This window comes from Bifidobacterium sp. B4079, from assembly GCF_026537385.1.
In the GTDB taxonomy this organism is placed as follows: domain Bacteria; phylum Actinomycetota; class Actinomycetes; order Actinomycetales; family Bifidobacteriaceae; genus Bombiscardovia; species Bombiscardovia asteroides_I.
This window is the reverse complement of the sequence record NZ_JAFNMH010000003.1, coordinates 280,348-300,231: the sequence shown is the minus strand read 5'-3', so window position 1 is coordinate 300,231 and position 19,884 is coordinate 280,348. Positions and strand designations below refer to the sequence as shown.

The following is a 19,884-nucleotide window of genomic DNA, read 5'->3' as shown; positions in this document are numbered from 1 at the left end:
TTCCCCTTGGACAGTCAGCAAGCCTTGGTAGGCTCAAGGATATGGATACGAGTTCGCAACCGCATGATTGCAAGGATTCAGTCAGCCTGGCCGCAGCTGGTCTGCGTCTGTATGACACGGCTGATCACCAGGTGACTCCCTTCAGACCCATTGAACCGGGCAAGGTCGGCATCTACGTGTGCGGGGCCACGGTGCAGAGCTCGCCCCACATTGGCCATATCAGGACCACGCTGGCCTTCGACATAATCCGCCGCTGGCTGCTCAAATTGGGGTACCGGGTGACCCTGATCCGGAACGTGACTGACATCGACGACAAAATCCTGACCAAGGCAGCGGCCAACGGCCAGCGCTGGTGGGAGCGGGCTTACATCTACGAGCGCGAATTCACTCATGCCTACGAGACCATGGGAGTCCTGCCGCCCACGTACGAGCCCAGGGCCACCGGGCATATCCCCCAGATGATCGATCTGATTCAGCGCATCATCGACCGTGGCCACGCCTATGTGGTGCCCGACGAGCACGGCCGCCCATCAGGCAACGTCTACTTCGACGTGGCCTCTTGGCCTGAGTATGGTGCCCTGACCCACCAGCAGACCGGTACCCAGCCCGCTGACGAGCAGGCCGCCGCCAACGACCGACTGGGGCCCAGCATCGACACCGATGGTCAGAATGCCGACACCGATGAGGAACCCGGCAAGCGCGACCCCCGCGACTTCGCACTTTGGAAGGCGCCCAAGCCCACTGATCCGCCCACGGCTCGCTGGCAAACCCCCTTCGGCACAGGTCGGCCGGGCTGGCATCTGGAGTGCTCGGCCATGAGCCACCGTTATCTGGGTGCGGATTTCGACATCCACGGAGGCGGCCTGGACCTGCGCTTCCCCCATCACGAGAACGAGATGGCCCAGTCGCACGCGGCAGGCTGGGGGTTCGCCCATCGATGGATGCACACGGCCTGGGTGACTCAGAAGGGCGAGAAGATGAGCAAGTCCCTGGGCAACGGGCTGTCAGTAGACCAGGTACTGTCGCAGCATCCAGCCTGGGTGGTGCGCTACGCCTTGGTCTCGGTGCAGTACCGGTCCATGCTGGAATGGTCCGACCAGTCCCTGCAGGAGGCCGAAAGCGCCTACGAGCGCATCCGTAACTTCGTGGACCGGGCCGGGCGGATCCTAGGAGCGCAGCCGGAGCGTGCCCGCGTGGCGGGACTGAGCGCGGATGATCTGCCAGAGGACTTTGTGCAGGCCATGAATGACGACATCAACGTTTCAGGCGGTCTGGCTGCCCTCTATGCACTGATCCGTCAAGCCAACGCGGCGATGGATGCCAATTCTGAAACGCTGGGCCGGAAGTGGCTGGCCAATGCCCTGCTTCAGGTCAGAGCCATGCTGGACGTCTTCGGACTTGATCCACTCGACCCCCACTGGGCCAAGGCTGCAGCCGACCGTGACAATCGGGCCATGAACACCCTGGATGCCTTGGTAGGCCAGCAGTTGCAGGAACGCGAACAGGCGCGAAAGGATCATGACTTCGCCCGTGCTGATGCCATCCGGAGCCAGCTGACAGCGGCCGGCGTGGCCGTGGCGGACACACCAGCTGGCAGCACTTGGGACCTGAGCCGCTGAACCCATGTCCGACATACGCGACGTCGCCAGAAGGGCCGGGGTCTCGGTCAGCACAGTATCCTATGCCTTCTCCGGCAAACGTCCCGTCTCTCCGGAAACCTACCAGCGGATCATGCAGGCCGCCGACGAACTGGACTACGCCGCGGATGCCGGCGCCCGGATGCTGCGGGCCAAGCGCAATCAGATCGTCGCCCTCAGTGCCCCCCTGCGCCCCGGGCAGAACCGGGCCTCCTACGCGGATTACTTCATCGAGATGGCCAGTTGCGAGCACGCTCGCGGCTATGATTCCCTGCTGCTGACCGCTGAAAACGGCGTCGAAGATATTCGGCGGGTCACCCGTAGCAATCTGGCCGACGGGGTGGTCCTGATGGATCTGGTGGACGATGACATCCGCGCCGCCCAGGCCGCCTCATACGGACGCCCCTGCGTGGCCCTGGGAGTGCCTCGGCAGCACACAGCCTGCGCCTGTGTGGATTTGGATTTTGATCTGATGGGCCGCATGGCGGTGGAAGCCATGGCCCGAGCGGGACGCAAACGCCTGCTCTTTTTGGAGGATCTCGAAGGCGAATACCAGCGCGGGTCCGGTTTCCGTCTCATCCTCCTACGCAGTCTCAAGACCTGGGCCCGCCGCCTGGGAATGGATCTGCAGCTTCAGCCGGGACCTACCGGCAGCGATTTGGCCTACACCCAGCAGGTGCTGGACATCATCCATCACGGCCGCATTGATGGCCTGATCGGACAGATTCGCCCCTCCCTGCTGGACACCGTGGTGGTCCGCATGCGCTCGGACGGCGTGAGCATTCCCGATGACGTGGCCGTTCTGTCCTGCGCCGCAGGCAAGGTCAGCCCTACTCTTGAGCTTCAGGGCATATCTGAGATGCCACTTACCCCCCGTTCACTATGTGCCAAGGCTGCAGATCTGCTGACCCAAGCTGTGGAGGAGGGGGCTTCCCTGGCCGGTCGAGTCCAACTGGAACGCCCCAGGCTGATCGACCGCGCCTCCATCAGCCGGTAGAAGCAGGAGTTCCCCAGAGCTGCTCAGCGGGGCCGGCGGTCCCGCTCACCCGTCTCCAGCACATTGTGCGGGAAGGGCTGGTGGGGCTCCTGCTGATACCAATAGGCCACGGTGGCCAGGTCGTCCTGACGTTCGAAGTAGCCCTGCTCATCCACGCCTATCTGTTGCAGAGTCACCCTGATGTCACTGTTGAAAATGATGGGGTCGGGAATGTGCCAACGGTAGAACCCCCTGGTCACCGGGGTGTCAGCATCCCAGTACTGGGATTCGCGGTTGTCCAACTGCCTGGAGCGGAAGGGAAATCCCATATAGGCCCCGCTGTAGGTGACCTCGCGCATGCGACCATCCGGATCCTGCCCGGCAAAGCTCCAGGCACCGCCGAAGTAGTCCTCGCTGCCCGTGGAACACCAGGTGGGATAGTCCTTGTCCCCGTCCAGATAGACCTTGACCTCGCCTTCGCCCCACCAGCGGCTCTCCAGAGCGGTCAGAGCCAGATAAGTGCCCACGTAGGAGCCCCGGCCATGCACCCCATCCAGGATCACGTAGTCCTGACCCAGTTCGGTGACCCGCTGACGGCGCCACTGGGCATGGAAGGTCATGACCTCCTCGGGCAGCTCGTCCTTCTCCACATAGTCAATCTGGTAGAAGAAGGCCTCAATGGGTTCGTTGTGCCGGTTGCACAGGACAATCCGGGCCCCGTCGTGGAAGGGCATGGGCCAGTAGCAGTTGAAACCCTGGCGCGGGTAGACGGCCACAGGCACAGACTCCACCCTGCAGGCTTGGGCATGGCCGCAGCAGAAGAAGTCGCCCAGAGGCACGCAGACGGAGGGTGTCTGTTCGCCATCCCAGTAGCATTCCAGGATCAGATTGCGCAGGACGTTGGGCCCGGTGGGCGAGGTGGCATCGGTCACAGTCATCCAGATATGGCGGATTTCGCCTGCGCCGGACAGGTCGGCCAGAACCATGTCCTGCCCAGGAGGAATGTTCTTGAGGCAAGGGGTCCCCTTTCTGGATGGACCGAGATTGCTGGCCGTCATAGCTGCACTGCCCTTGCCCCCCCGAGGGTTCTCGGCGTTGATGCAGCGGGTGCGGTCCGTGGATGGGCGGGTCAGCGCCTCAAGACCGTTGGTGATGTTCGGCATGGTCATACCCATGGTTGTGGTTGCCTTTCATATTCGGGCCGCTCGCTCCCCTCCTCCGCCTTCTTGCGGCGGGCGGCCATGTTCAGTGTACTTGTGCAACAGCGATTACTTGACAGCGCCCGCTACTATCCCCTGCGAGAGCTTCCTCTGGAAAAAGATGAAGAAGATGATGGTGGGGATGATGCTGAGCAGGGAGGCGGAGGCCAGGTCTGTGGCAGCCATGGTGTGCTGCCCCTGCATGGTCGCCAGGGCCAGCGGGATGGTCTGCGTCTTCTCGCTCATCAGGAAGGCCATGGGGATCATGTACTCATTCCAGGTCCAGATGAAGAAGAAGACGAAGAGGACGCTGATGGTCGACCAGGACACCGGCAGGACGATCCTGCTCAGGATCTGCCAGCGCGAGGCCCCGTCGACGGTGGCTGCCTCCAGGATGGCCTGGGGGAAGGTCCCGTAGACCGAGGAGAGCAGGTAGGTGCCGTAGGCGCTCTGGATGATGGTGAAGATGATGATGATGGACCACTGCGAGTTATAGAAGCCCATCCATTTGAACATGACGTAGAGCGGGTAGAGCAGGGCCTCCTGGGGGACCATGTTGGCCAGCATGATGAACAGGAGGATGACCGTGTTGCCCTTGACCCTGCCGATGCCCAAGGCGAAGGAGTTGAGGACCGAAAGCAGAACTCCGACCACGGCAACCACCAGGGAGATCAGCAGGGAGTTGCCCAGCTTGAGCGGGAAATTGCTCTTGTTCCAGAAGGAGATGATGCCGTCCATGCTGAAGTGGGCGGGCACGGACAGGGGGCCCGTGGCGTTGTAGTCTGCCGTGGTCTTGAAGGCGTTCAGGACCAGAATCAGCAGGGGGAAGAGCATGATTACGGCTCCGGCGACCAGCAGGATCAGACCGGCCCAGTCCCCCCAGGTGCGGATTCTATGGGCGTGCCGGGCGGACACCCCGGTGTCGGCTTGCAGTGTGGCTTGATTATTCATGATGTGCTTCCTAGCCTTCCTCAGGCGATGCTCTTTTGCACGCGCTTCTGCACGATGGTGAAGACGATGGAGAAGATGACGATGACCACGGTCAGGGATGTCGAGATGGCGGCGCCGTAGCCCACCTGCTGCACCTGGAAGAACTGGTTGTAGGAGTAGTAGGAGGGAACCATGGTGGAGGTGCCAGGCCCGCCCTTGGTCAGCAGATAGACCGGGGCGAAGGTCTTCAGAGCGCCGATGGTGGAGGTGAGAATGACCACCAGCAGCTCAGGAATGATGGAGGGCAGGGTGATGACGCGGAACTTCTGCCACCAGTTGGCCCCGTCCAGGCTGGCCGCCTCGTAGAGCTCGGGATCCACCCGCTGCAGTCCGGACATGAAGATGACGATGGGATAGCCCAGCTGTATCCAGATCAGGATGACCATGAGGATGGGCAGGGCCGTTGTGGTCGAACCCAGCCAGTTGTGGGCCAGGCCGCCCAGGCCGATCTTGGTCAGCAGGTCGTTGACCGCACCGTCTTCAGGCCGGAAGATCCAGCCCATGATGATGGTGGCCACGGCCACAGGCAGAACCTGGGGCAGGTAGTAGAGTGCCCGCAGGGTCGAGGAGGTGTGGGGGCCGAACTTCTTCTGGATCACGTCGGTCAGAGCCGAGGAGATCAGCAGGCCCAGGACCGTGGGAATGATGACAATGGCCACGATGATCCAGAGGGTGTGGCCGAAGGAGACCCAGAAGGTCGAGTCGCCCATGAGGCGGCGCCAGTTGCGCAGACCCACCCATTTTGTCGGCCCCACCCCCCTCCAGCGGGTGAAGCTCAGGTAGATGTTCCAGAAGATGGGCACGATGACGATGGCCACGATGCCTATCAGACCGGGAATCAGATAAGGGACGAACCGCGAAGGCGCACTGCCCGGGATGCGGGATTGCGCCTTCTTCCTGCTATGTGTGTCAGACATGCTTGTACTCTCCTTGGCGGATTGACGCAGCTCAGTCGTCATCCAGATCGAGCTGGGCGACGCCGTCGTCGTAGTTCTTATGCAGGGTATCCAGAACCTGGTCGGGGCTCTTGGTGCCGTTGACCAGCTCTTGGAAGGCGGCCGGCATGGCGTCGGTCAGGTTGGGCGCAGGGTAGTCGGGATAATAGCTCATCCGGCTGGCGTCCGAGGCTTTGGTATATTCATCGACCAGATCACGGCTCTTGGGGTTGGTGATGGCGTCCGTATCGGCCGCCACTGGCACGCCGCCCTTGTTGCCGATGTAGTTCTGAACCTCCTTGGACAGGACCACGTTGATATAGCGGGCCGCAGCATCCTTACGCCGGGATTTCTGCGGGATGACCAGCAGGTTGCCCGCGCAGCCTTCTACCATCTTGGCCCCTGGGAAGATGGATGCCGTCCAGTCGAAGGCCTTCACCTGTTCCATGAAGCGGGTCTGGTTCCAGGTGCCGGTCTGGTAGATGGGATAGGTCCCCTTGATGAATGCCGTGGTCGTGTCCTCGGCCTTCATGCCGGTGGCGTTCTTGGAAATGTATCCCTTGTCGATCCAATCACGGATGGTGTTGGTGGCGAAGGTCAGCGGCTTGCTGCGCCAGTTGACCGGATGCTTGTAGAGCTGCCAGTCGTCGACGAAGCGGGCATCGGCCTTGGTCATGGCCAGCTGCCACCAGAGCCAAAGCACCCCGTATTCCTGGGCATCGGCCGCTATGGGCGTGACCCCGTGACTCTTGAAGGCCTTGAGGGCAGCCACGAACTGGTCGAAAGTACGCGGAATGGGGATCTTGTACTTGGCAAAAAGGTCCTTGTTGTAGTAGACCCGCTGCATCTCCGCATAGGAGGAAACCCCGTACCAGGTATCCCCGTCCATGACGCCGCGCTTATCGTACTTGCCCACTGCTGCCGCCTGGCCGCGCACCTTCTTGTCCCAGCCGTACTTCTGCACATAGGGCTTCAGATCGGTCAGCAGCTGCAGGGTGGACAGGACCCCGGCCGAGCCGTTGCCTCGATTGGACTCCATGACGTCCGGGGCATCGTCCGAGTTGAGGAACTGGCTGCCGTTCTGGGCAATCTGAGTGAAAGACTTGACCTCGAAGTCCACCTTGATGCCGGTCTGTCGGGTAAAGATATCGGCAGCCTTCAGCCAGCCCCGTGCCTGCCCGCTGCTGGGCTCCTCGTAGTACCAGATCTTGATGCTGGACGGATGGGCTTCCTGGGGAGCATCGCCTCCCGATCCGCAGGCCGCCAGCGGCAGGATCGACATGGCCAGGGCCAAGGCCGCCCCGATCCCTCTTCTGATCTTCATGATGGCTCCTAACTTCCTTGCATCCTTGCATCCAGTTATTGCGATTCAACTTGTCGAAAGGTTTCGACTCCGGGCGGATTGCAGGGTACCGACCATCTCCGTCGATGCACCCGAAATGTCGAATCGTTTCGACTCAGTATAGAAGCCGGCCATGGGTCATGTCAACAGGCGCGCAGAAGAAGACTGCCGCAAAACCAAGAATCCCTTCCCATTGCCCGATGGCTGCGGACAGTGGGAAGGGATTGGAAGCGCAGCGATCAGGGGCGCCGCATGCCCCAGGGGCTGGTCACCTTCGACCCGACGAGATCCGGCGGATGGTCTTGTTCCTGGCCACATAGGCGACAAAGGCCAGGGCATAAGCGATCAGCGAAAGCCAATCTGCCGTGGCCAAGGAAAAGACCATGCAGAAGATCATCCAGTACTGCACTCCCCGAATAATCGTCGAGGGCCGCATGGCCCGCAGAGCCACAATGAAGGAGACCGCCCCAAGAATGAGCAGCAGAAAACCGTAGGACTGGGCCACGGTGGCCGCGCCGTTGACTGTGGCCATGTCGTCGGCCAGACGTCCGGCCCGGCCGAGGATGGCATAGCCCTCATCCTTGAACCAGGGCGAGTAGATGAACATAGTGACCGAGGCCATGATCACGTTGATGGCTGCCGCCACCAGGAGGATGATTTTCTCGGTCCTTCTGCTAGCTACGCCCTTGCTCGCCAGATGATCGCTGCGGTTTTCCTTTGCCATTGTTGCCGCCTTTCCTGATTCAGCCCTTGAGGCCCGAGGTGATGTTCAGCGACTGCAGGAAGTAGCGCTGGGCGAACACGAAGAGCAACAGGGTGGGGATGATGGCCAGGCAGGTGGCCGCGCAAAGCGTGCCCATCTGGTTGTACTGCATCATCTGGTTGCCCAGCAGCTGCAGGCCGGCCGTGACCGGGGTCTTCTTGATGTCATTGAAGACCAGAGTGGGCCAGAGGAAGTCGTTCCAGGCGCCAGTGAAGGCGAACAGGAAGATCACGATCAGGATTGGGCGGATGGAGGGCAGCATGATGCTGCGGAAGATGCGGAAGTCGCCGGCACCGTCAATCTCGGCGGCCTCGTCGATCTCCTTGGGGATTCCCTTCATGAAGTTGCGCACCAGGAAGATGTTGGCCACGTTCCCCAAGCCGGGGATGATGCAGGACCAATATGAGTTGATCCAGCCGAAGGTGGCCACGATGCGGTAGGAGGGAATCATGTTGACCACGCCCGGGAACATCGAGATGAGCAGGAGGACGAAGAAGAGCGTGTCCCTGCCCTTGAAGTTGATGCGGGAGTAGCCGTACCCAGCCAGGGCCACCACGCAGACCGCCAGGATACCGTGCGACAGCGAGATGATCAGCGAGTTGCCCAGCCAGTTGAAGACAGGGTAGGAGGCCGAGGCCTGCAGCAGTGTCAGATAGTTGACGGTGACCCAGTGCGCGGGCAGGAAGTTGTAGGCGTTCTTCAGGAACTCCTGGGGCGACTTGAACGATGTTGTGATGGTGTAGACCACAGGAATGATCCAGACTACAGCCAAGACGATCAGCACCGCATAGACGGCAACCAGCGAAGGCTTGAACACTTTGTGGTGGTTTTCGGGCACGTCCTCGCCGCCGGGAACCGTTGCGCTGGGGCCAGGAGCCTTGAGCCCCTTGCCCAGAGATGACATATCAAGGGTTGCCGAACTCACGTCAGTCCTCCTTGTTCATGAAGAATATCTGCACCAGGGAGATCAGCATGAGGATGATCCCCAGCAGCAGGGCCATTGCCGAGGCCATGCCAGCAGCCGAAGGCCCCTGCGGGAAGGCCAGGTTCCTGATGTCCATCAGCAGCACCTGCGAAGTGTATGCAGGACCGCCGCCGGTCAGCATTTGTGGCTGACCCCAGACGTTGAAGGCGCCGCCCGTGGTCATGATGGTCGTATAGAAGAGCGGCAGCTTGATGGCTGGCAGGGTGATGCTGAAGAACTGCCGGATGGATCCGGCGCCGTCCACCGAGGCCGCCTCGTACAGATCCTGGCTTACCCCGGACAGGGCCGACCGGTAAATGATCAGGTTGCCGCCGATGCCTCCCCAGAGGCTAAGGACGAAGATGGCGATCCAGGCCCAGGGCTGCTTGCCCAGCCAGTTGATGTCCCACCGGAAAGTGGTGTTGAGCAGGCCGAACTGGGAGTTGAAGACCAGCCGCCAGACCAGAGCGCCTGCGGCCACTGATATCAGCCCGGGCACGTAGAAGATGGCCTGGAAGAGCCCCACTCCCTTCAGGTGCTTGGTCTGCAGGGCGCAGGCCAGCAACAGGGGGACGACGATGGTCAGGGGCACGCTGATCAGCACGAAGATGATCGTGTGCCACATGTCCCTCCAGAAGATGGAGTAGAAGTAGGTGGACTTGTCGAAGATCAGCTTGAAGTTGTCCAGGCCGACCCAGGTTGGGGAACCGACCAGGTTCCACCTGGTGAAGGCCAGGTAGATGCCGAAGAAGATCGGGATGACTCCGAAGACGGCGAATACCACCATGTGCGGGGCGATGTAGGGGAAGGCATGCCAGAAGGACTTCTGGCCCAGCGGACGACGCTTGACCCGTCCATCCGTGACTGCGGTTGTGCCGTGTGCGCTCATGATTGCTCCTGAATCTGAATCTGGCCCTGGGTCATCAGATCAAGCGTCTTCAGACCTTCCTCCAGTGAGATGTTCCGATAGACGATGTCCATGAAGGATCCCCACCCGGCTGTGGCATAGCCGCCATATATGTAATTGGATGTCTTGATCCATTGCCGCTCACGCTTGTCGTTGGTGAAAGAGGCCTGAATGAGCTTCTGGTATTCCGGGTTGTTCAGGTCACGGTAGGCCGGCGATATGGATCCCACGTCCGACCACATCATCCAATGCTTGTAGACGAAGTCCACGAAGTCGGCAGCCGCTTTGACCTTGGCCTCGGGACGATTCTTGTCCTTGAGCTGGAGCCAGTTCTGCTGGTACAGGAAGTTGGAAGGGTGCTCGGTACCGTACTGGAGGGTGTTGATCTCGCCAACCTTGTCCTTGCCCAGGGTGGAGGACATGTTGCCCTGCGCCCAAGTGCCCAGCATGCCAAAGACCGCATGCCCAGAGGCGAAGACCTGCTCACCGTCGCTGTCGATGGGCGAGAGCATGCCCTGGTCGTTGAGGTCGCGCAGTGCCTTGAGCGGCTTGCGCCAGCCCGGACCGGTCATGTCCTTGACGCCATCCTTGATGTTGCCACCGGTGCTGTAGAGCAGGGACATCATGGCCCAGGGCAGGTTGCCCAGGCAGAGCCCGTAGACGTCCTTGGGCAGCTTGCCCTTCATGGAGGCGATCTCATCGGTGGTGACCAGCCGGTCGTCCAGGATATAGTCCAGGCCGTACTTGTGGATCAGATCCTTGTTGTAATAGATGGCCATCTGGAACATGTACAGAGGTATGCCGTAGGACTTGCCATTGACGACGGTGTTCCGCCAGGCCTGCGGCAGGAAGTTCGATTCCTTGAGCTCCGGGTGGTACTTGGTCCACACCGACGAGGGGTTGAGCAGCCCCTGGCTCTGCAAAACCGAAGTAGAAAACGAGTCGTTGATGACCAGATCGGGGATGTTCTTCCCGGTCTGCATGACGCTGTAGATCTTGGTGGTCAAATCTCCGCCGTTCATGGGTTGGAAGACCACCTTGTACTCAGGGCTCTGTGCATTGAAGGCCTTGATGATTTTCTGCATGGCCGGGCCGTCATCGCCGGTCAAACCATTCCAGAAGTAGATCTCCTTGGCGGATTGATCACCGCCGCCACAGCCTGCGGTCGAGACCACCATGCCGCATATGGCTGCCAGGCTTAGCAACAGCCTGAGCCAACGTCGCGCAAATAGGGGCATGTGGGTTCCACCTCCCCCGTGTCTTTCTTCCTTGAAGACACTCACAATCCCTCTTGCTCCTCTCGATGGGACCGGCACACCCGTATGCCGGCAACCCTGCATCGTTTCTTCAGAACCCGTCGGCCCCCGGGCATCAAACATCGATGCCCAGCGAGCCGGACCGACCGGTTCATATTAATTTGCAACGTTGCAAATTCAGGGTAACACGCCTTTGGCTGCTGAACAAAATCGTCGTTCCATATATCAGAACCAGCTAGAGGCCCTAAGGAATCAACAGCCAATCTCCCGGCTGACAGGTAGACTTGGGACACTATGGCAGCATTTTCATCTTTGACCGATCGGCTCTCCCAGGCCTTCACCCATCTGCGCTCCAAGGGGAAGCTGACCGAGGCCGACATCGATGGCACAATCCGCGAGATCCGCCGCGCCCTCCTGGATGCCGATGTCTCCCTGGATGTGGTGCGCTCCTTTACCGGACGCATCCGGGAACGCGCCCTGGGCGAGGAGGTCTCCAAGGCTCTGAACCCAGCCCAGCAGGTGGTCTCCATCGTCTATGACGAACTGACCGACATCCTGGGCGCGGGAGTGGACCGACCACTCAATTTCGCTAAGAACCCACCCACAGTCATCATGCTGGCCGGCCTGCAGGGTGCAGGCAAAACCACGCTGGCCGGCAAGCTGGGCTACTGGCTCAAGGATGCCGGCCACACCCCACTGCTCGTGGCGGCCGACCTGCAGCGACCCAACGCGGTCACCCAGCTCCAGGTGGTCGGCGAGCGCGCCGAAGTGCCGGTATACGCACCCGAGCCGGGCGTGCAAACCAGCGGATCCGAGCTGGCGGCCCCCGGACAGGTCACAGGAGACCCCGTCAAGGTGGCGGCCGACTCGATCAGGGTGGCCAAGGACAAGCTCTACGACGTGGTCATCATTGATACGGCCGGACGGCTGGGCGTGGATCAGGAGCTGATGGAACAGGCCCGCAATATCCGCGATGCCGTCCACCCCGACGAGATCCTCTTCGTCATCGATGCCATGATCGGCCAGGACGCCGTCGCCACAGCCAAGGCCTTCGACCAGGGCGTGGACTTCACCGGCGTGGTCCTATCCAAGCTGGACGGCGATGCCCGCGGCGGCGCGGCCCTGTCGGTGGCCTCGGTGACCGGCAAGCCCATCCTCTTCGATTCCAACGGCGAAGGTCTCAAGGACTTCGAGGTCTTCCACCCCGACCGGATGGCCTCCCGCATTCTGGATATGGGCGACATCCTGACCCTGATCGAGCAGGCCCAGCGTCAGTTCGACGAGGAGGAGGCCCGCAAGGCCGCCGGGAAGATGTCCGAGGGCAGCTTTGGCTTGGACGACTTTCTGGAACAGCTCCAGCAGGTTCGCAAGCTGGGCTCCTTCAAGAGCATCCTAGGCATGATCCCGGGCATGGCCCAGCACCGCAAGGAGCTTGAACAGTTCGATGAGAAGGAAGTGGACCGGACCCAGGCAATCATCCAGTCGATGACTCCCCAGGAACGACGCGACCCCAGCATCATCGACGGCTCACGTCGGGCCCGGATCGCCTATGGCGCCGGCACTACGGTCTCAGCTGTGAACGGCCTGCTGCAGCGGTTCGAGCAAGCAGCCAAGATGATGAAGCGGATGACCAATGGCAGCCGTTCAATCCCAGGCATGGGTGGCATGGGCGCTGGCGGCGGCAAGAAGGGCAAAAAAGGCAAGAAAGGCCGCAAGGGTTCCCGTTCAGGCAATCCCATGAAGCGTGAGGCCGAAGAAAAGGCTTTACGCGAGCGCCTGTCCGGCAAGGGCAAATCTTCCGGCGGCTCGGCCTTCGCTAAGCGCCCTCAAACTCCGCAGATGCCTGAAGGCCTGCCGGACCTGCCCCCCAACCTTGGCGGCGGACTGGGCGGTCTCTTCGGCGGTCGCTAACCCCTCCCTCATGCAGGAGACAATGGCACGTGAACACGCTTCTCTGGATTCTCTTGGGTCTCATCGCCTTGTGGATGGCCCTGCGCTTCCTGCCTGCCGGAGCTGATTGGCACCGCCCCCTGGTAGAGCTGATCGCCCTGATCGACCTGCTGACCGCTCCCCTGTTGGCCATACTGATATGGACGGTCTTCGCACACGCCTGGCCCCAATGCCTGCTGGCGCTGATAGAACTCACTCTGGCCAGCTGCCAGCGTCTATGCTACCGACTGCCTCCAGCAGACCGGACCAGTCAATCATCTTCCGACCATGGACTGAGCGTCATGACTCTGAACTGTCGCTTCGGCCAGTCCAATCCTGAAGAGGTCGTGCGTTGCGTGCGGGCCTATGGAATAGAGGTACTAGCCCTGCAGGAGGTAGAGGGGAAGCTGCTGGAATCGCTTCAGGCCGCAGGTCTGGATCGGCTCCTGCCCTACCTGACACAGGGAACTGCGAGCCCTGACGACAATGGCGGCCAGAACGCTATCCTCTCAGCCACGCAACCCGTCAAAACCTCGCCATCGGCTCTGGACCTTCCGGCGGCTGCAGTACCTCTAGTCGAGCTCAAGACCAGCTCTGGACCGATCCGAGTGGCCAGCGTCCATCCCAAATCACCCCAACGAGGTGCCGGACAGTGGGGTTTGGGCATCGCCGCACTGGCCAAACTGACCCATCCGCCTGTACCCACCATCGTCATGGGCGATTGCAACGCCACCCTGCAACATCCGACCTTCCGGGCTACGCTGGCCAAATCCGGACTGCATGACGCATCTTTGCACCTGAAAGCCGGCAGCCATCCGACTTTCCCCTCCGCAAGCACGCTGCCGCCGTTGATCGAAATCGACCATATTTTGACGGACGGCGGCCTAATTCCGCAATCCATGCATGCCCTCAGGATTCCCGGCAGCGACCACCGAGCGCTGGTGGCCCGGTTGACTCTGCCTCGTCGGCTCTGAAATCCTTACAGGCTCACCACCCGCCATATCCCACGGTGGAGGTATACTTTTGCTGTTATTCATGTCCGGAGGAGCCCTCTCATTCCGACGGCCGTGAGGAACACGCCAGGAGCGCCACCATGCCCCACATGGAGACGCCGCCGGGCACACCAAGTACCAAGGAGAGCCGTTTTGGCAACCAGAATTCGTCTGAAGAGAATGGGCAAGAAGTTCTACCCCTTCTACCGCGTGGTCGTGGTCGATTCCCGCAAAAAGCGCGATGGCAAGGTCATTGAGGAGATCGGCACCTACGATCCCAACACCCAACCCTCTTCAATCAAGATCGACTCCGATCGCGCCCAGTACTGGCTGGGTGTGGGCGCTCAGCCCAGTGACCCTGTTTTCAACCTTCTGAAGATCACCGGCGACTGGCAGAAGTTCAAGGATCTGCCCGGCAAGGAAGGCACTCTTAAGGTGCCGCAGGCCGAGGTCGACGCCCAGGCCCGCATCGAGCAGGCACAGAACGAAGCCCAGAAGCTCAAGGCCGCCAAGTCCGAGGCTGACGCCAAGGCCAAGGCTGAGGCGGAGAAGGAAGCCCCCAAGGCCGATGAGTCGGCGGATGCCGCCCAGGCCGAGCAGGCTGCTGAGTAAGGCACATTCACTGAGGACTGGAAGGACCGGCTATCATGCTTGCACAGGCTGTTGAGCACCTGATCAGGAACATCGTGGACTTCCCCGATGACGTGTCGGTCAAGTCCCACGAGAACTCTCGCGGGGAGCTGTTGCGGGTGCGGGTCAACCCCGAGGACATCGGCCGCGTGATCGGCAGGGGCGGCAGGACCGCCAACGCCATCCGCACCGTGATCCAGGCGTTGGCCGACCACAAGGTGCGCGTCGATATCATGGACGTGCGCCGGTGAGCCCCAGCCGGTCCGCCAATCACGACCCGCAGGGTCCGGACCCTCAGCAGCGAAGGTTGCTGAGGGTCTGCCGTATCGGCCGCGCCCAAGGGCTCAAGGGCGAGGTCAACGTATATGTCTGCACCGACGAGCCTGAGCGACGCTTCGCCCCCGGCTCCCAGTTGCAGACCAGGGACGGTCAGGTTTTCACGGTGGTCTCCTCCCGCCGCTTCAAACAGCGTTGGATCGTCCTCTTCCAAGGAGTCGAAGACAGGAACGCCTCCGAAGCATTGAACGGCATCGAGCTGTATACCCATGCCGATCCAGCAGAGGAGCTGGCGCAGGAGGATGCCTGGTACTCCGATGATCTGATTGGACTCGAGGTTCGCATGGCTCCGGGCAACTCACTGGGTGAGCCCTCCGGACGAGTGGTCGGCCAGGTCAGCGACGTGCTGGACGGCGTAGCCCAGCAGCAGCTGCAGATCCGCATGACCGTCGAAGAAGGCGACGAGGAGACGGAAGGGCTGATACCCTTCGTCGAAGCCTTGGTGCCCCAGGTTGATATTGAAAACGGGTATGTGGCCATCGATCCACCTGGAGGACTTCTGCCTGGCCTGGGCTGACCCCGTCTCTTAACAAGAAGGTAGGTGGGGAGTCAGCGGCTCGAAGAAGGACGCTGACTCCCCACCTGCGGGAAATGCACCTGCCGAAGCAGGAAATGATATAGAGCTACATATCTTCAACCACCAGATATGTCATATCCAGAGGGCCATGCACGCCCACCACGATCACCATTTCGATATCGCCCGTGTTGGAGGGGCCAGTGATGAAGTTGATGTTGGAGGTCTTGAGCTCTCCTGAAACCAGGGCTGGATCATAGTAGTCCATGGCCTGCCGGGTTCGCGGCAGGATCTTGGACTTGCGGATGATGCTCAGATAGTGCACCGGGAGGAAGTGGAAAGCACGACCCTGACCAGGAGTGGTTGCCACGGTGATGGTGCCAGACTCTGCCAGCAGGAAGTCCGCAAAGGCAATCGCCGTACCAGACTCGTCAGCAGTCCTGATGTTCTCCTCGCGGCTGGCCCCCGGCTTCCAGAAAGTGGCAGGCGGATTCAGGCCATCCCGCCACTCCTCCAGACCGAAGTCTGCGAACAGGTCGGAGGTGGGCAGCATCACATGGTCGCTGTCGTCCTTGCGCGAATCGATGAACTCGTCCAAGGCAGTGGGCAACCCGGCCTTGGTGCAGGTGCGGAAGTCCACATGGACGGCCTCGCTGCTCTTCCGGGCGATCTCCAGCAGCTCGTCCTGGGTGTGGCCAGACAAAGTGGTCTCCGGCAGATCGTTGACCGGCACCAAAGGATGGTCCTTGAGCTGGTGGCGTGGTCTGCCGCTCTTCTTAGCCAGGTAGTCCAGGAATACCTCACGATCGGTCATGCCTGCTGCTCCTTCTTGTGATGAGCGAACCAACTGCGGAAGTTCTGCCCGTGCTTGGGCGGATCCGGCAGATCACGAACCTTGGTCCAACCGCCGAAGACGAAGGGCATCCATTCCACATGCCGATCACTGGCGAAGAGGTTCTTGGCCGTTTCCGGCTGCTTCTTGGATATGGGCGTCAGCATGGTGTGATCCACCCCTAGGGCGGTACGGAAGAGCGAGGAGTGGCCGGTTCCCAGGCCCATGACCCTCATGACGGTGTCGTCAATCAGATTGGCCTTGGACTGGTCGTCCATCATGATCCTTCTGTGCTCGATCATGAGCTGATGCAGGGGGATCTTGACCGGACAGGTGGCCGTACACGCGGCGCACAGGCTGCAGGCGTAGGGCAGGTCTCCGAAATCGTCGTAGCCGCCATCCAGCACCGGCGAGAGCACCGAACCCACAGGACCGGGATAGATGGATCCGTAGCCGTGACCGCCAATGTGCCGGTAAATGGGGCAGACGTTCAGGCAGGAGGCGCAACGGATGCACTGGAGGATGGGCTCGAAAACCGTTCCCAGAGCGTTGGAGCGCCCATTGTCCAGAATTACCACATAGACATCGTCCGGCCCGTCCGACTCCTGGCCGGTGCGTGGTGCAGTGTAGGTCAGATAGGAGGTCAGCTTCTGGCCGACAGCGGACCGGGCCAGCATGTTGTCCATGGTCTCGGCCTCTTTCATGGTCGGCACCAGACGCTCCATGCCCATGACCACCACCTGGGTCCTGGGGATGCACATGGCCAGGTCGGCGTTGCCCTCGTTGGTCACCAGGTTGATCATGCCCGTGTCAGCCACGGCGAAGTTGCAGCCGGTGATGCCCATGTCGGCCTCAAGGAAGTGCTTGCGCAGAACCTTGCGCGAGAATCGAGCCATGTGCTGAGGATCGTTGTCGCCCTTGTAGCCCAGCTTCTTCTCGAAAACCTGACGAACCTGTTCACGGTTCTTGTGCAGGGCAGGGAAGACCAGATGCGTGGGCTGGTCCCAGTCGTCCTCCTCCAGGATGAACTCGGCCAGGTCGGTCTCCAGCACTTCCAGGCCGGGCACAGTCATCAGCGTAGGATCCAGGTTGATCTCGCTGGTCACCATGGACTTGCTCTTGACGACGTGCTTGGCCTTCTTTTCGATGGCGATCTGCTTGATGTACTGGGCAGCCTCATCGTCGGTCTGAGCGAAGAAGACATGGCCGCCGCGCCTCTCTACGTTGTCGGCGAATTCCTCCAGGTAGTCAGGCAGGTAGCGGATGACGTGCTGGCGAATCTGCTCGCCCAGGTCGCGCCACTGTTCCCAGTTGCCCAGTTCCTGACGGGCGGCCTCCCGCTTGACCCACTGCGCATCCTGGGCCTTGGCCACGGCCTGTTGGGCAAATTCGTCCTGTTCGGACTCTTTGACCCTGGTCAGGAAGGGAGCCTTGCTGGTCCGCAGATATTGCGCAGCCTTCTTGCCATTGACCATGCTGCTCATACCAGAGCCCCCTCTTCCTTGGCAGCCCTGAGGGAACCCGCGGCCCCATCGCCTGCAGAGCGGCCTTCCACATACTTGACGCGGCTCATGTCCGCGTTGTGATTGAGCACCTCAGCCAGGTGCATGATGGTGATCTTCTCGCCACGCCGGTTGAAGCGGCCGCCGATGTTCATCAGACAGCCCGGATCGCAGGAGATGAGGACGCTGGCCTTGGTGCTGAGCACGTCGTTCACCTTCTCATCCACCATCTGCTTGGAGATCTCAGGCTCCTTCATGGAGAACATGCCGCCGAACCCGCAGCAGTTCTCGATGTGCGGCAGGGGGATCATGGTCAAGCCCTTGACATGGTCCAGCAGAACGAAGGGGCTGGTCCGTTCCCCAAGCAGCCGGGTCATGTGGCAGGAGCGATGATAGGTGGCCACAGCGTCAAGTTCGGCGCCCGCATCCAGCACACCCAGCACCCGATAGAGAAACTGTGAGAACTCATAGGTCTTGTCAGCCATGGTCTGGGCTTTGGCCGCGTAGACCGGGTCACTCTTCAGATGGAAGGGCAGCTCCTTGAGCATATTCACGCAAGATCCCGCCGGGCCCACGATGTAGTCGGCATCCACACTCAGCAGAGCATCCACCTCGTTGCGCATGACCTGCATGCTTTCCTTGACATATCCGCTGTTGAAGGTGGGCTGGGCGCAGCATATCTGCTCCTTGGGAAGATAGGTGTCGCAGCCGAACCGCTCCAGCACCTCCACCATGGCCTTCCCCACGTTCGGAAACATGAGGTCCACCACGCAGGTGGAGAAAATCACTACTTTCATTACCACACCTCTCTACAGCCTTGTACGCCAGGTCCGGACCGCCTCCGGATCGTGCAGGAGCCCAAAACAGCATCCGCCTCTCAACGCATCGCTGCCTTGCGACTGGCCATGCCCATGCGGTCACCGATGTGCAATCCAAAAGGACCCCTCATCATCATGATATCGATCTGTGGTGCGCACCGTCGGGAAACACCCACACTCATCCTCCAAGGTGTGAGATTTACCACTTATATGGTACCACGGCTGTCAGGGAACCTCTGGCATGTCAAGGATAGGCGCCGGCTGGCTGATTCGCTACAGTGGAAGCAGACCCTGCGCGGCCATTCTCGTGAAAGGGGCAATCGGCGCATGTCCAACCACCTGCAACTCCTCCTGCTCTATGCACCCGCCATCATCTTCGGCCTGCTTTTCCTCTGGGATCTGCACAAGGAACCACGGCAGTTCCGCAATGCCATCTGGCTCCTGCTCCTGCTGCTGTCCCTGGGCGGAGCGCTTCTTCTGCAGTTCGGGATGCGCTGGCTGATCCTGCCCCTGGTCATCCTGCTCATTGCCTCTCCCCTGCTGGTGATCTGCTTCCTGTTGGCCAACACGGCCATCGTCATCCGACACGAGGGAATCTCCCTGACCACTCTGTTGCCCGGACTGCTAGCACTGGCCGTGGTGGCCTACATGATCCTTTCACCCCTCTTGGCTGGGTTTGGCGCCCCCTCATGGATGCAGAAGCTGGCTGGGCTAATCGACCTAGAAGCCACCTGGTTCTTCTTCTCCTTCCTGGCCCTGCTGCTCTATTCCAGCTTTTACAGGCTGCTGCCCCGCAAGCGTCGCTACGACTACATCATCATCCATGGAGCCGGTCTGCGCGGCGAAGAGCCCACGCCCCTGCTCCGGGGACGGTTGGACAAGGCTGTAGACCTCTGGAAGCGGCAGGGACGGCTGGGGCGCTTCGTGGTCTCCGGCGGGCAAGGCCCCGATGAGGTCATCAGCGAGGCAAGGGCCATGGCTCAGTATTTGCGCAACTCATGCGGGGTGCCAGCCGAGGCCATCATCATGGAGGACAGGTCGACCACCACCTTGGAGAATCTGCGTTACTCCAAGCAGATCCTGGATGACCGCTACAAGATGGGCACGGGGCCTGAACATTACCGGGTGGCCCTGGTCACCAGCGACTACCACGTCTTCCGGGCCAGCGAATACGCCAGCAAAGTGGGACTCAATGCCGACGGAATCGGCTCGCACACCAAGGGCTACTACTGGCCAACTGCATTCATCCGTGAGTTCGTAGCCATCACCCGCATGCACTGGTGGCCCTACCTGGTCCTTGCACTAGGCTGGGCCGTCTGGGTCGGCATCTCATTGCTGAATTAAAACCATTGGTCTTCCAGA

General features: G+C 60.9%; 19 protein-coding genes. 8 read left to right on the top strand and 11 right to left on the bottom strand.

Annotation, left to right across the window (positions count from 1 at the left end):
• Positions 1-41 precede the first annotated feature (41 nt).
• Both cysS and J3T95_RS07905 read left to right on the top strand, forming a co-directional pair.
• Positions 42-1,619 carry a cysteine--tRNA ligase gene (cysS, locus tag J3T95_RS07910; protein ID WP_267451035.1) on the top strand — a complete coding sequence of 526 codons (1,578 nt, stop codon included), beginning with the start codon at positions 42-44 and terminating at the stop codon, positions 1,617-1,619.
• Positions 1,620-1,623: 4 nt separating this feature from the next.
• The gene (locus J3T95_RS07905) at positions 1,624-2,634 is read left to right on the top strand and encodes a LacI family DNA-binding transcriptional regulator (RefSeq protein ID WP_267451034.1); all 1,011 of its coding nucleotides are present in this window, start codon (positions 1,624-1,626) and stop codon (positions 2,632-2,634) included.
• Between the two features lie 23 nt (positions 2,635-2,657).
• Here the strand turns inward: J3T95_RS07905 and J3T95_RS07900 are convergent, their stop codons facing one another.
• The 8 genes from J3T95_RS07900 to J3T95_RS07865 form a co-directional block, all read right to left on the bottom strand.
• On the bottom strand, positions 2,658-3,782 hold the full coding sequence (locus tag J3T95_RS07900) for a glycoside hydrolase family 172 protein (RefSeq protein WP_267451052.1): 1,125 nt from the start codon (positions 3,780-3,782) through the stop codon (positions 2,658-2,660).
• 99 nt (positions 3,783-3,881) lie between these two features.
• On the bottom strand, positions 3,882-4,763 hold the full coding sequence (locus J3T95_RS07895) for a carbohydrate ABC transporter permease (protein ID WP_220236859.1): 882 nt from the start codon (positions 4,761-4,763) through the stop codon (positions 3,882-3,884).
• A gap of 20 nt (positions 4,764-4,783) precedes the next feature.
• Entirely contained in the window at positions 4,784-5,719 is a 936-nt protein-coding gene (locus J3T95_RS07890; protein WP_024627639.1) for a carbohydrate ABC transporter permease, read from the bottom strand.
• Positions 5,720-5,750: 31 nt separating this feature from the next.
• Positions 5,751-7,061 (bottom strand): ABC transporter substrate-binding protein, encoded by a 1,311-nt coding sequence (locus tag J3T95_RS07885; RefSeq protein ID WP_220236858.1) that lies wholly within the window; start codon positions 7,059-7,061, stop codon positions 5,751-5,753.
• Between the two features lie 286 nt (positions 7,062-7,347).
• On the bottom strand, positions 7,348-7,803 hold the full coding sequence (locus J3T95_RS07880) for a hypothetical protein (protein WP_220236857.1): 456 nt from the start codon (positions 7,801-7,803) through the stop codon (positions 7,348-7,350).
• A gap of 19 nt (positions 7,804-7,822) precedes the next feature.
• Positions 7,823-8,767 carry a carbohydrate ABC transporter permease gene (locus J3T95_RS07875; RefSeq protein WP_258561543.1) on the bottom strand — a complete coding sequence of 315 codons (945 nt, stop codon included), beginning with the start codon at positions 8,765-8,767 and terminating at the stop codon, positions 7,823-7,825.
• A 1-nt stretch (position 8,768) separates the two neighbouring features.
• Positions 8,769-9,695: a carbohydrate ABC transporter permease gene (locus tag J3T95_RS07870; RefSeq protein WP_220236856.1), complete on the bottom strand. Its 927-nt coding sequence runs from the start codon at positions 9,693-9,695 to the stop codon at positions 8,769-8,771.
• The gene (locus J3T95_RS07865) at positions 9,692-10,951 is read right to left on the bottom strand and encodes an ABC transporter substrate-binding protein (RefSeq protein WP_267442743.1); all 1,260 of its coding nucleotides are present in this window, start codon (positions 10,949-10,951) and stop codon (positions 9,692-9,694) included. Before J3T95_RS07865 ends, J3T95_RS07870 begins: the two co-directional genes overlap by 4 nt.
• Positions 10,952-11,263: 312 nt before the next feature.
• Between J3T95_RS07865 and ffh the strand changes: the two genes are divergently transcribed.
• The 5 genes from ffh (at position 11,264) to rimM (ending at position 15,373) form a co-directional block, all read left to right on the top strand.
• Entirely contained in the window at positions 11,264-12,880 is a 1,617-nt protein-coding gene (gene ffh / locus J3T95_RS07860) for a signal recognition particle protein (protein ID WP_267451033.1), read from the top strand.
• 29 nt (positions 12,881-12,909) lie between these two features.
• On the top strand, positions 12,910-13,872 hold the full coding sequence (locus J3T95_RS07855; RefSeq protein ID WP_267451032.1) for an endonuclease/exonuclease/phosphatase family protein: 963 nt from the start codon (positions 12,910-12,912) through the stop codon (positions 13,870-13,872).
• Between the two features lie 171 nt (positions 13,873-14,043).
• A complete protein-coding gene (gene rpsP / locus J3T95_RS07850; RefSeq protein WP_220236852.1) occupies positions 14,044-14,502 on the top strand; it encodes a 30S ribosomal protein S16 in 459 nt (152 codons plus the stop codon).
• 35 nt (positions 14,503-14,537) lie between these two features.
• Positions 14,538-14,771 carry an RNA-binding protein gene (locus J3T95_RS07845; protein WP_015021362.1) on the top strand — a complete coding sequence of 78 codons (234 nt, stop codon included), beginning with the start codon at positions 14,538-14,540 and terminating at the stop codon, positions 14,769-14,771.
• Positions 14,768-15,373 carry a ribosome maturation factor RimM gene (gene rimM / locus J3T95_RS07840; protein WP_267451031.1) on the top strand — a complete coding sequence of 202 codons (606 nt, stop codon included), beginning with the start codon at positions 14,768-14,770 and terminating at the stop codon, positions 15,371-15,373. The genes J3T95_RS07845 and rimM overlap by 4 nt, the downstream gene beginning before the upstream one ends.
• Positions 15,374-15,479: 106 nt before the next feature.
• Here the strand turns inward: rimM and J3T95_RS07835 are convergent, their stop codons facing one another.
• Genes J3T95_RS07835 through J3T95_RS07825 form a run of 3 tightly spaced genes read right to left on the bottom strand, consistent with a single transcriptional unit; the run spans position 15,480 to position 18,501 of the window.
• Complete coding sequence (locus J3T95_RS07835) at positions 15,480-16,184, bottom strand: LutC/YkgG family protein (RefSeq protein WP_045935029.1); 705 nt, start codon at positions 16,182-16,184, stop codon at positions 15,480-15,482.
• On the bottom strand, positions 16,181-17,686 hold the full coding sequence (locus J3T95_RS07830; protein WP_267451030.1) for a LutB/LldF family L-lactate oxidation iron-sulfur protein: 1,506 nt from the start codon (positions 17,684-17,686) through the stop codon (positions 16,181-16,183). The genes J3T95_RS07835 and J3T95_RS07830 overlap by 4 nt, the downstream gene beginning before the upstream one ends.
• On the bottom strand, positions 17,683-18,501 hold the full coding sequence (locus J3T95_RS07825) for a (Fe-S)-binding protein (protein ID WP_267451029.1): 819 nt from the start codon (positions 18,499-18,501) through the stop codon (positions 17,683-17,685). Before J3T95_RS07825 ends, J3T95_RS07830 begins: the two co-directional genes overlap by 4 nt.
• Before the next feature lie 348 nt (positions 18,502-18,849).
• On the opposite strand from J3T95_RS07825, the gene J3T95_RS07820 reads away from it, so the two are divergent.
• On the top strand, positions 18,850-19,866 hold the full coding sequence (locus J3T95_RS07820; protein WP_258561541.1) for a YdcF family protein: 1,017 nt from the start codon (positions 18,850-18,852) through the stop codon (positions 19,864-19,866).
• Positions 19,867-19,884: the final 18 nt, after the last annotated feature.

Bases quoted from the DNA above. Each gene is read 5' to 3' on its own strand.
- J3T95_RS07870 (WP_220236856.1), bottom strand. From the start codon at position 9,695: ATGAGCGCACACGGCACAACCGCAGTCACGGATGGACGGGTCAAGCGT.
- J3T95_RS07885 (WP_220236858.1), bottom strand. From the start codon at position 7,061: ATGAAGATCAGAAGAGGGATCGGGGCGGCCTTGGCCCTGGCCATGTCG.
- J3T95_RS07830 (WP_267451030.1), bottom strand. From the start codon at position 17,686: ATGAGCAGCATGGTCAATGGCAAGAAGGCTGCGCAATATCTGCGGACC.
- J3T95_RS07895 (WP_220236859.1), bottom strand. From the start codon at position 4,763: ATGAATAATCAAGCCACACTGCAAGCCGACACCGGGGTGTCCGCCCGG.
- J3T95_RS07900 (WP_267451052.1), bottom strand. From the start codon at position 3,782: ATGACCATGCCGAACATCACCAACGGTCTTGAGGCGCTGACCCGCCCA.
- ffh (WP_267451033.1), top strand. From the start codon at position 11,264: ATGGCAGCATTTTCATCTTTGACCGATCGGCTCTCCCAGGCCTTCACC.
- J3T95_RS07825 (WP_267451029.1), bottom strand. From the start codon at position 18,501: ATGAAAGTAGTGATTTTCTCCACCTGCGTGGTGGACCTCATGTTTCCG.
- J3T95_RS07905 (WP_267451034.1), top strand. From the start codon at position 1,624: ATGTCCGACATACGCGACGTCGCCAGAAGGGCCGGGGTCTCGGTCAGC.
- J3T95_RS07880 (WP_220236857.1), bottom strand. From the start codon at position 7,803: ATGGCAAAGGAAAACCGCAGCGATCATCTGGCGAGCAAGGGCGTAGCT.
- J3T95_RS07820 (WP_258561541.1), top strand. From the start codon at position 18,850: ATGTCCAACCACCTGCAACTCCTCCTGCTCTATGCACCCGCCATCATC.
- J3T95_RS07845 (WP_015021362.1), top strand. From the start codon at position 14,538: ATGCTTGCACAGGCTGTTGAGCACCTGATCAGGAACATCGTGGACTTC.
- J3T95_RS07865 (WP_267442743.1), bottom strand. From the start codon at position 10,951: ATGCCCCTATTTGCGCGACGTTGGCTCAGGCTGTTGCTAAGCCTGGCA.
- J3T95_RS07835 (WP_045935029.1), bottom strand. From the start codon at position 16,184: ATGACCGATCGTGAGGTATTCCTGGACTACCTGGCTAAGAAGAGCGGC.
- J3T95_RS07890 (WP_024627639.1), bottom strand. From the start codon at position 5,719: ATGTCTGACACACATAGCAGGAAGAAGGCGCAATCCCGCATCCCGGGC.
- cysS (WP_267451035.1), top strand. From the start codon at position 42: ATGGATACGAGTTCGCAACCGCATGATTGCAAGGATTCAGTCAGCCTG.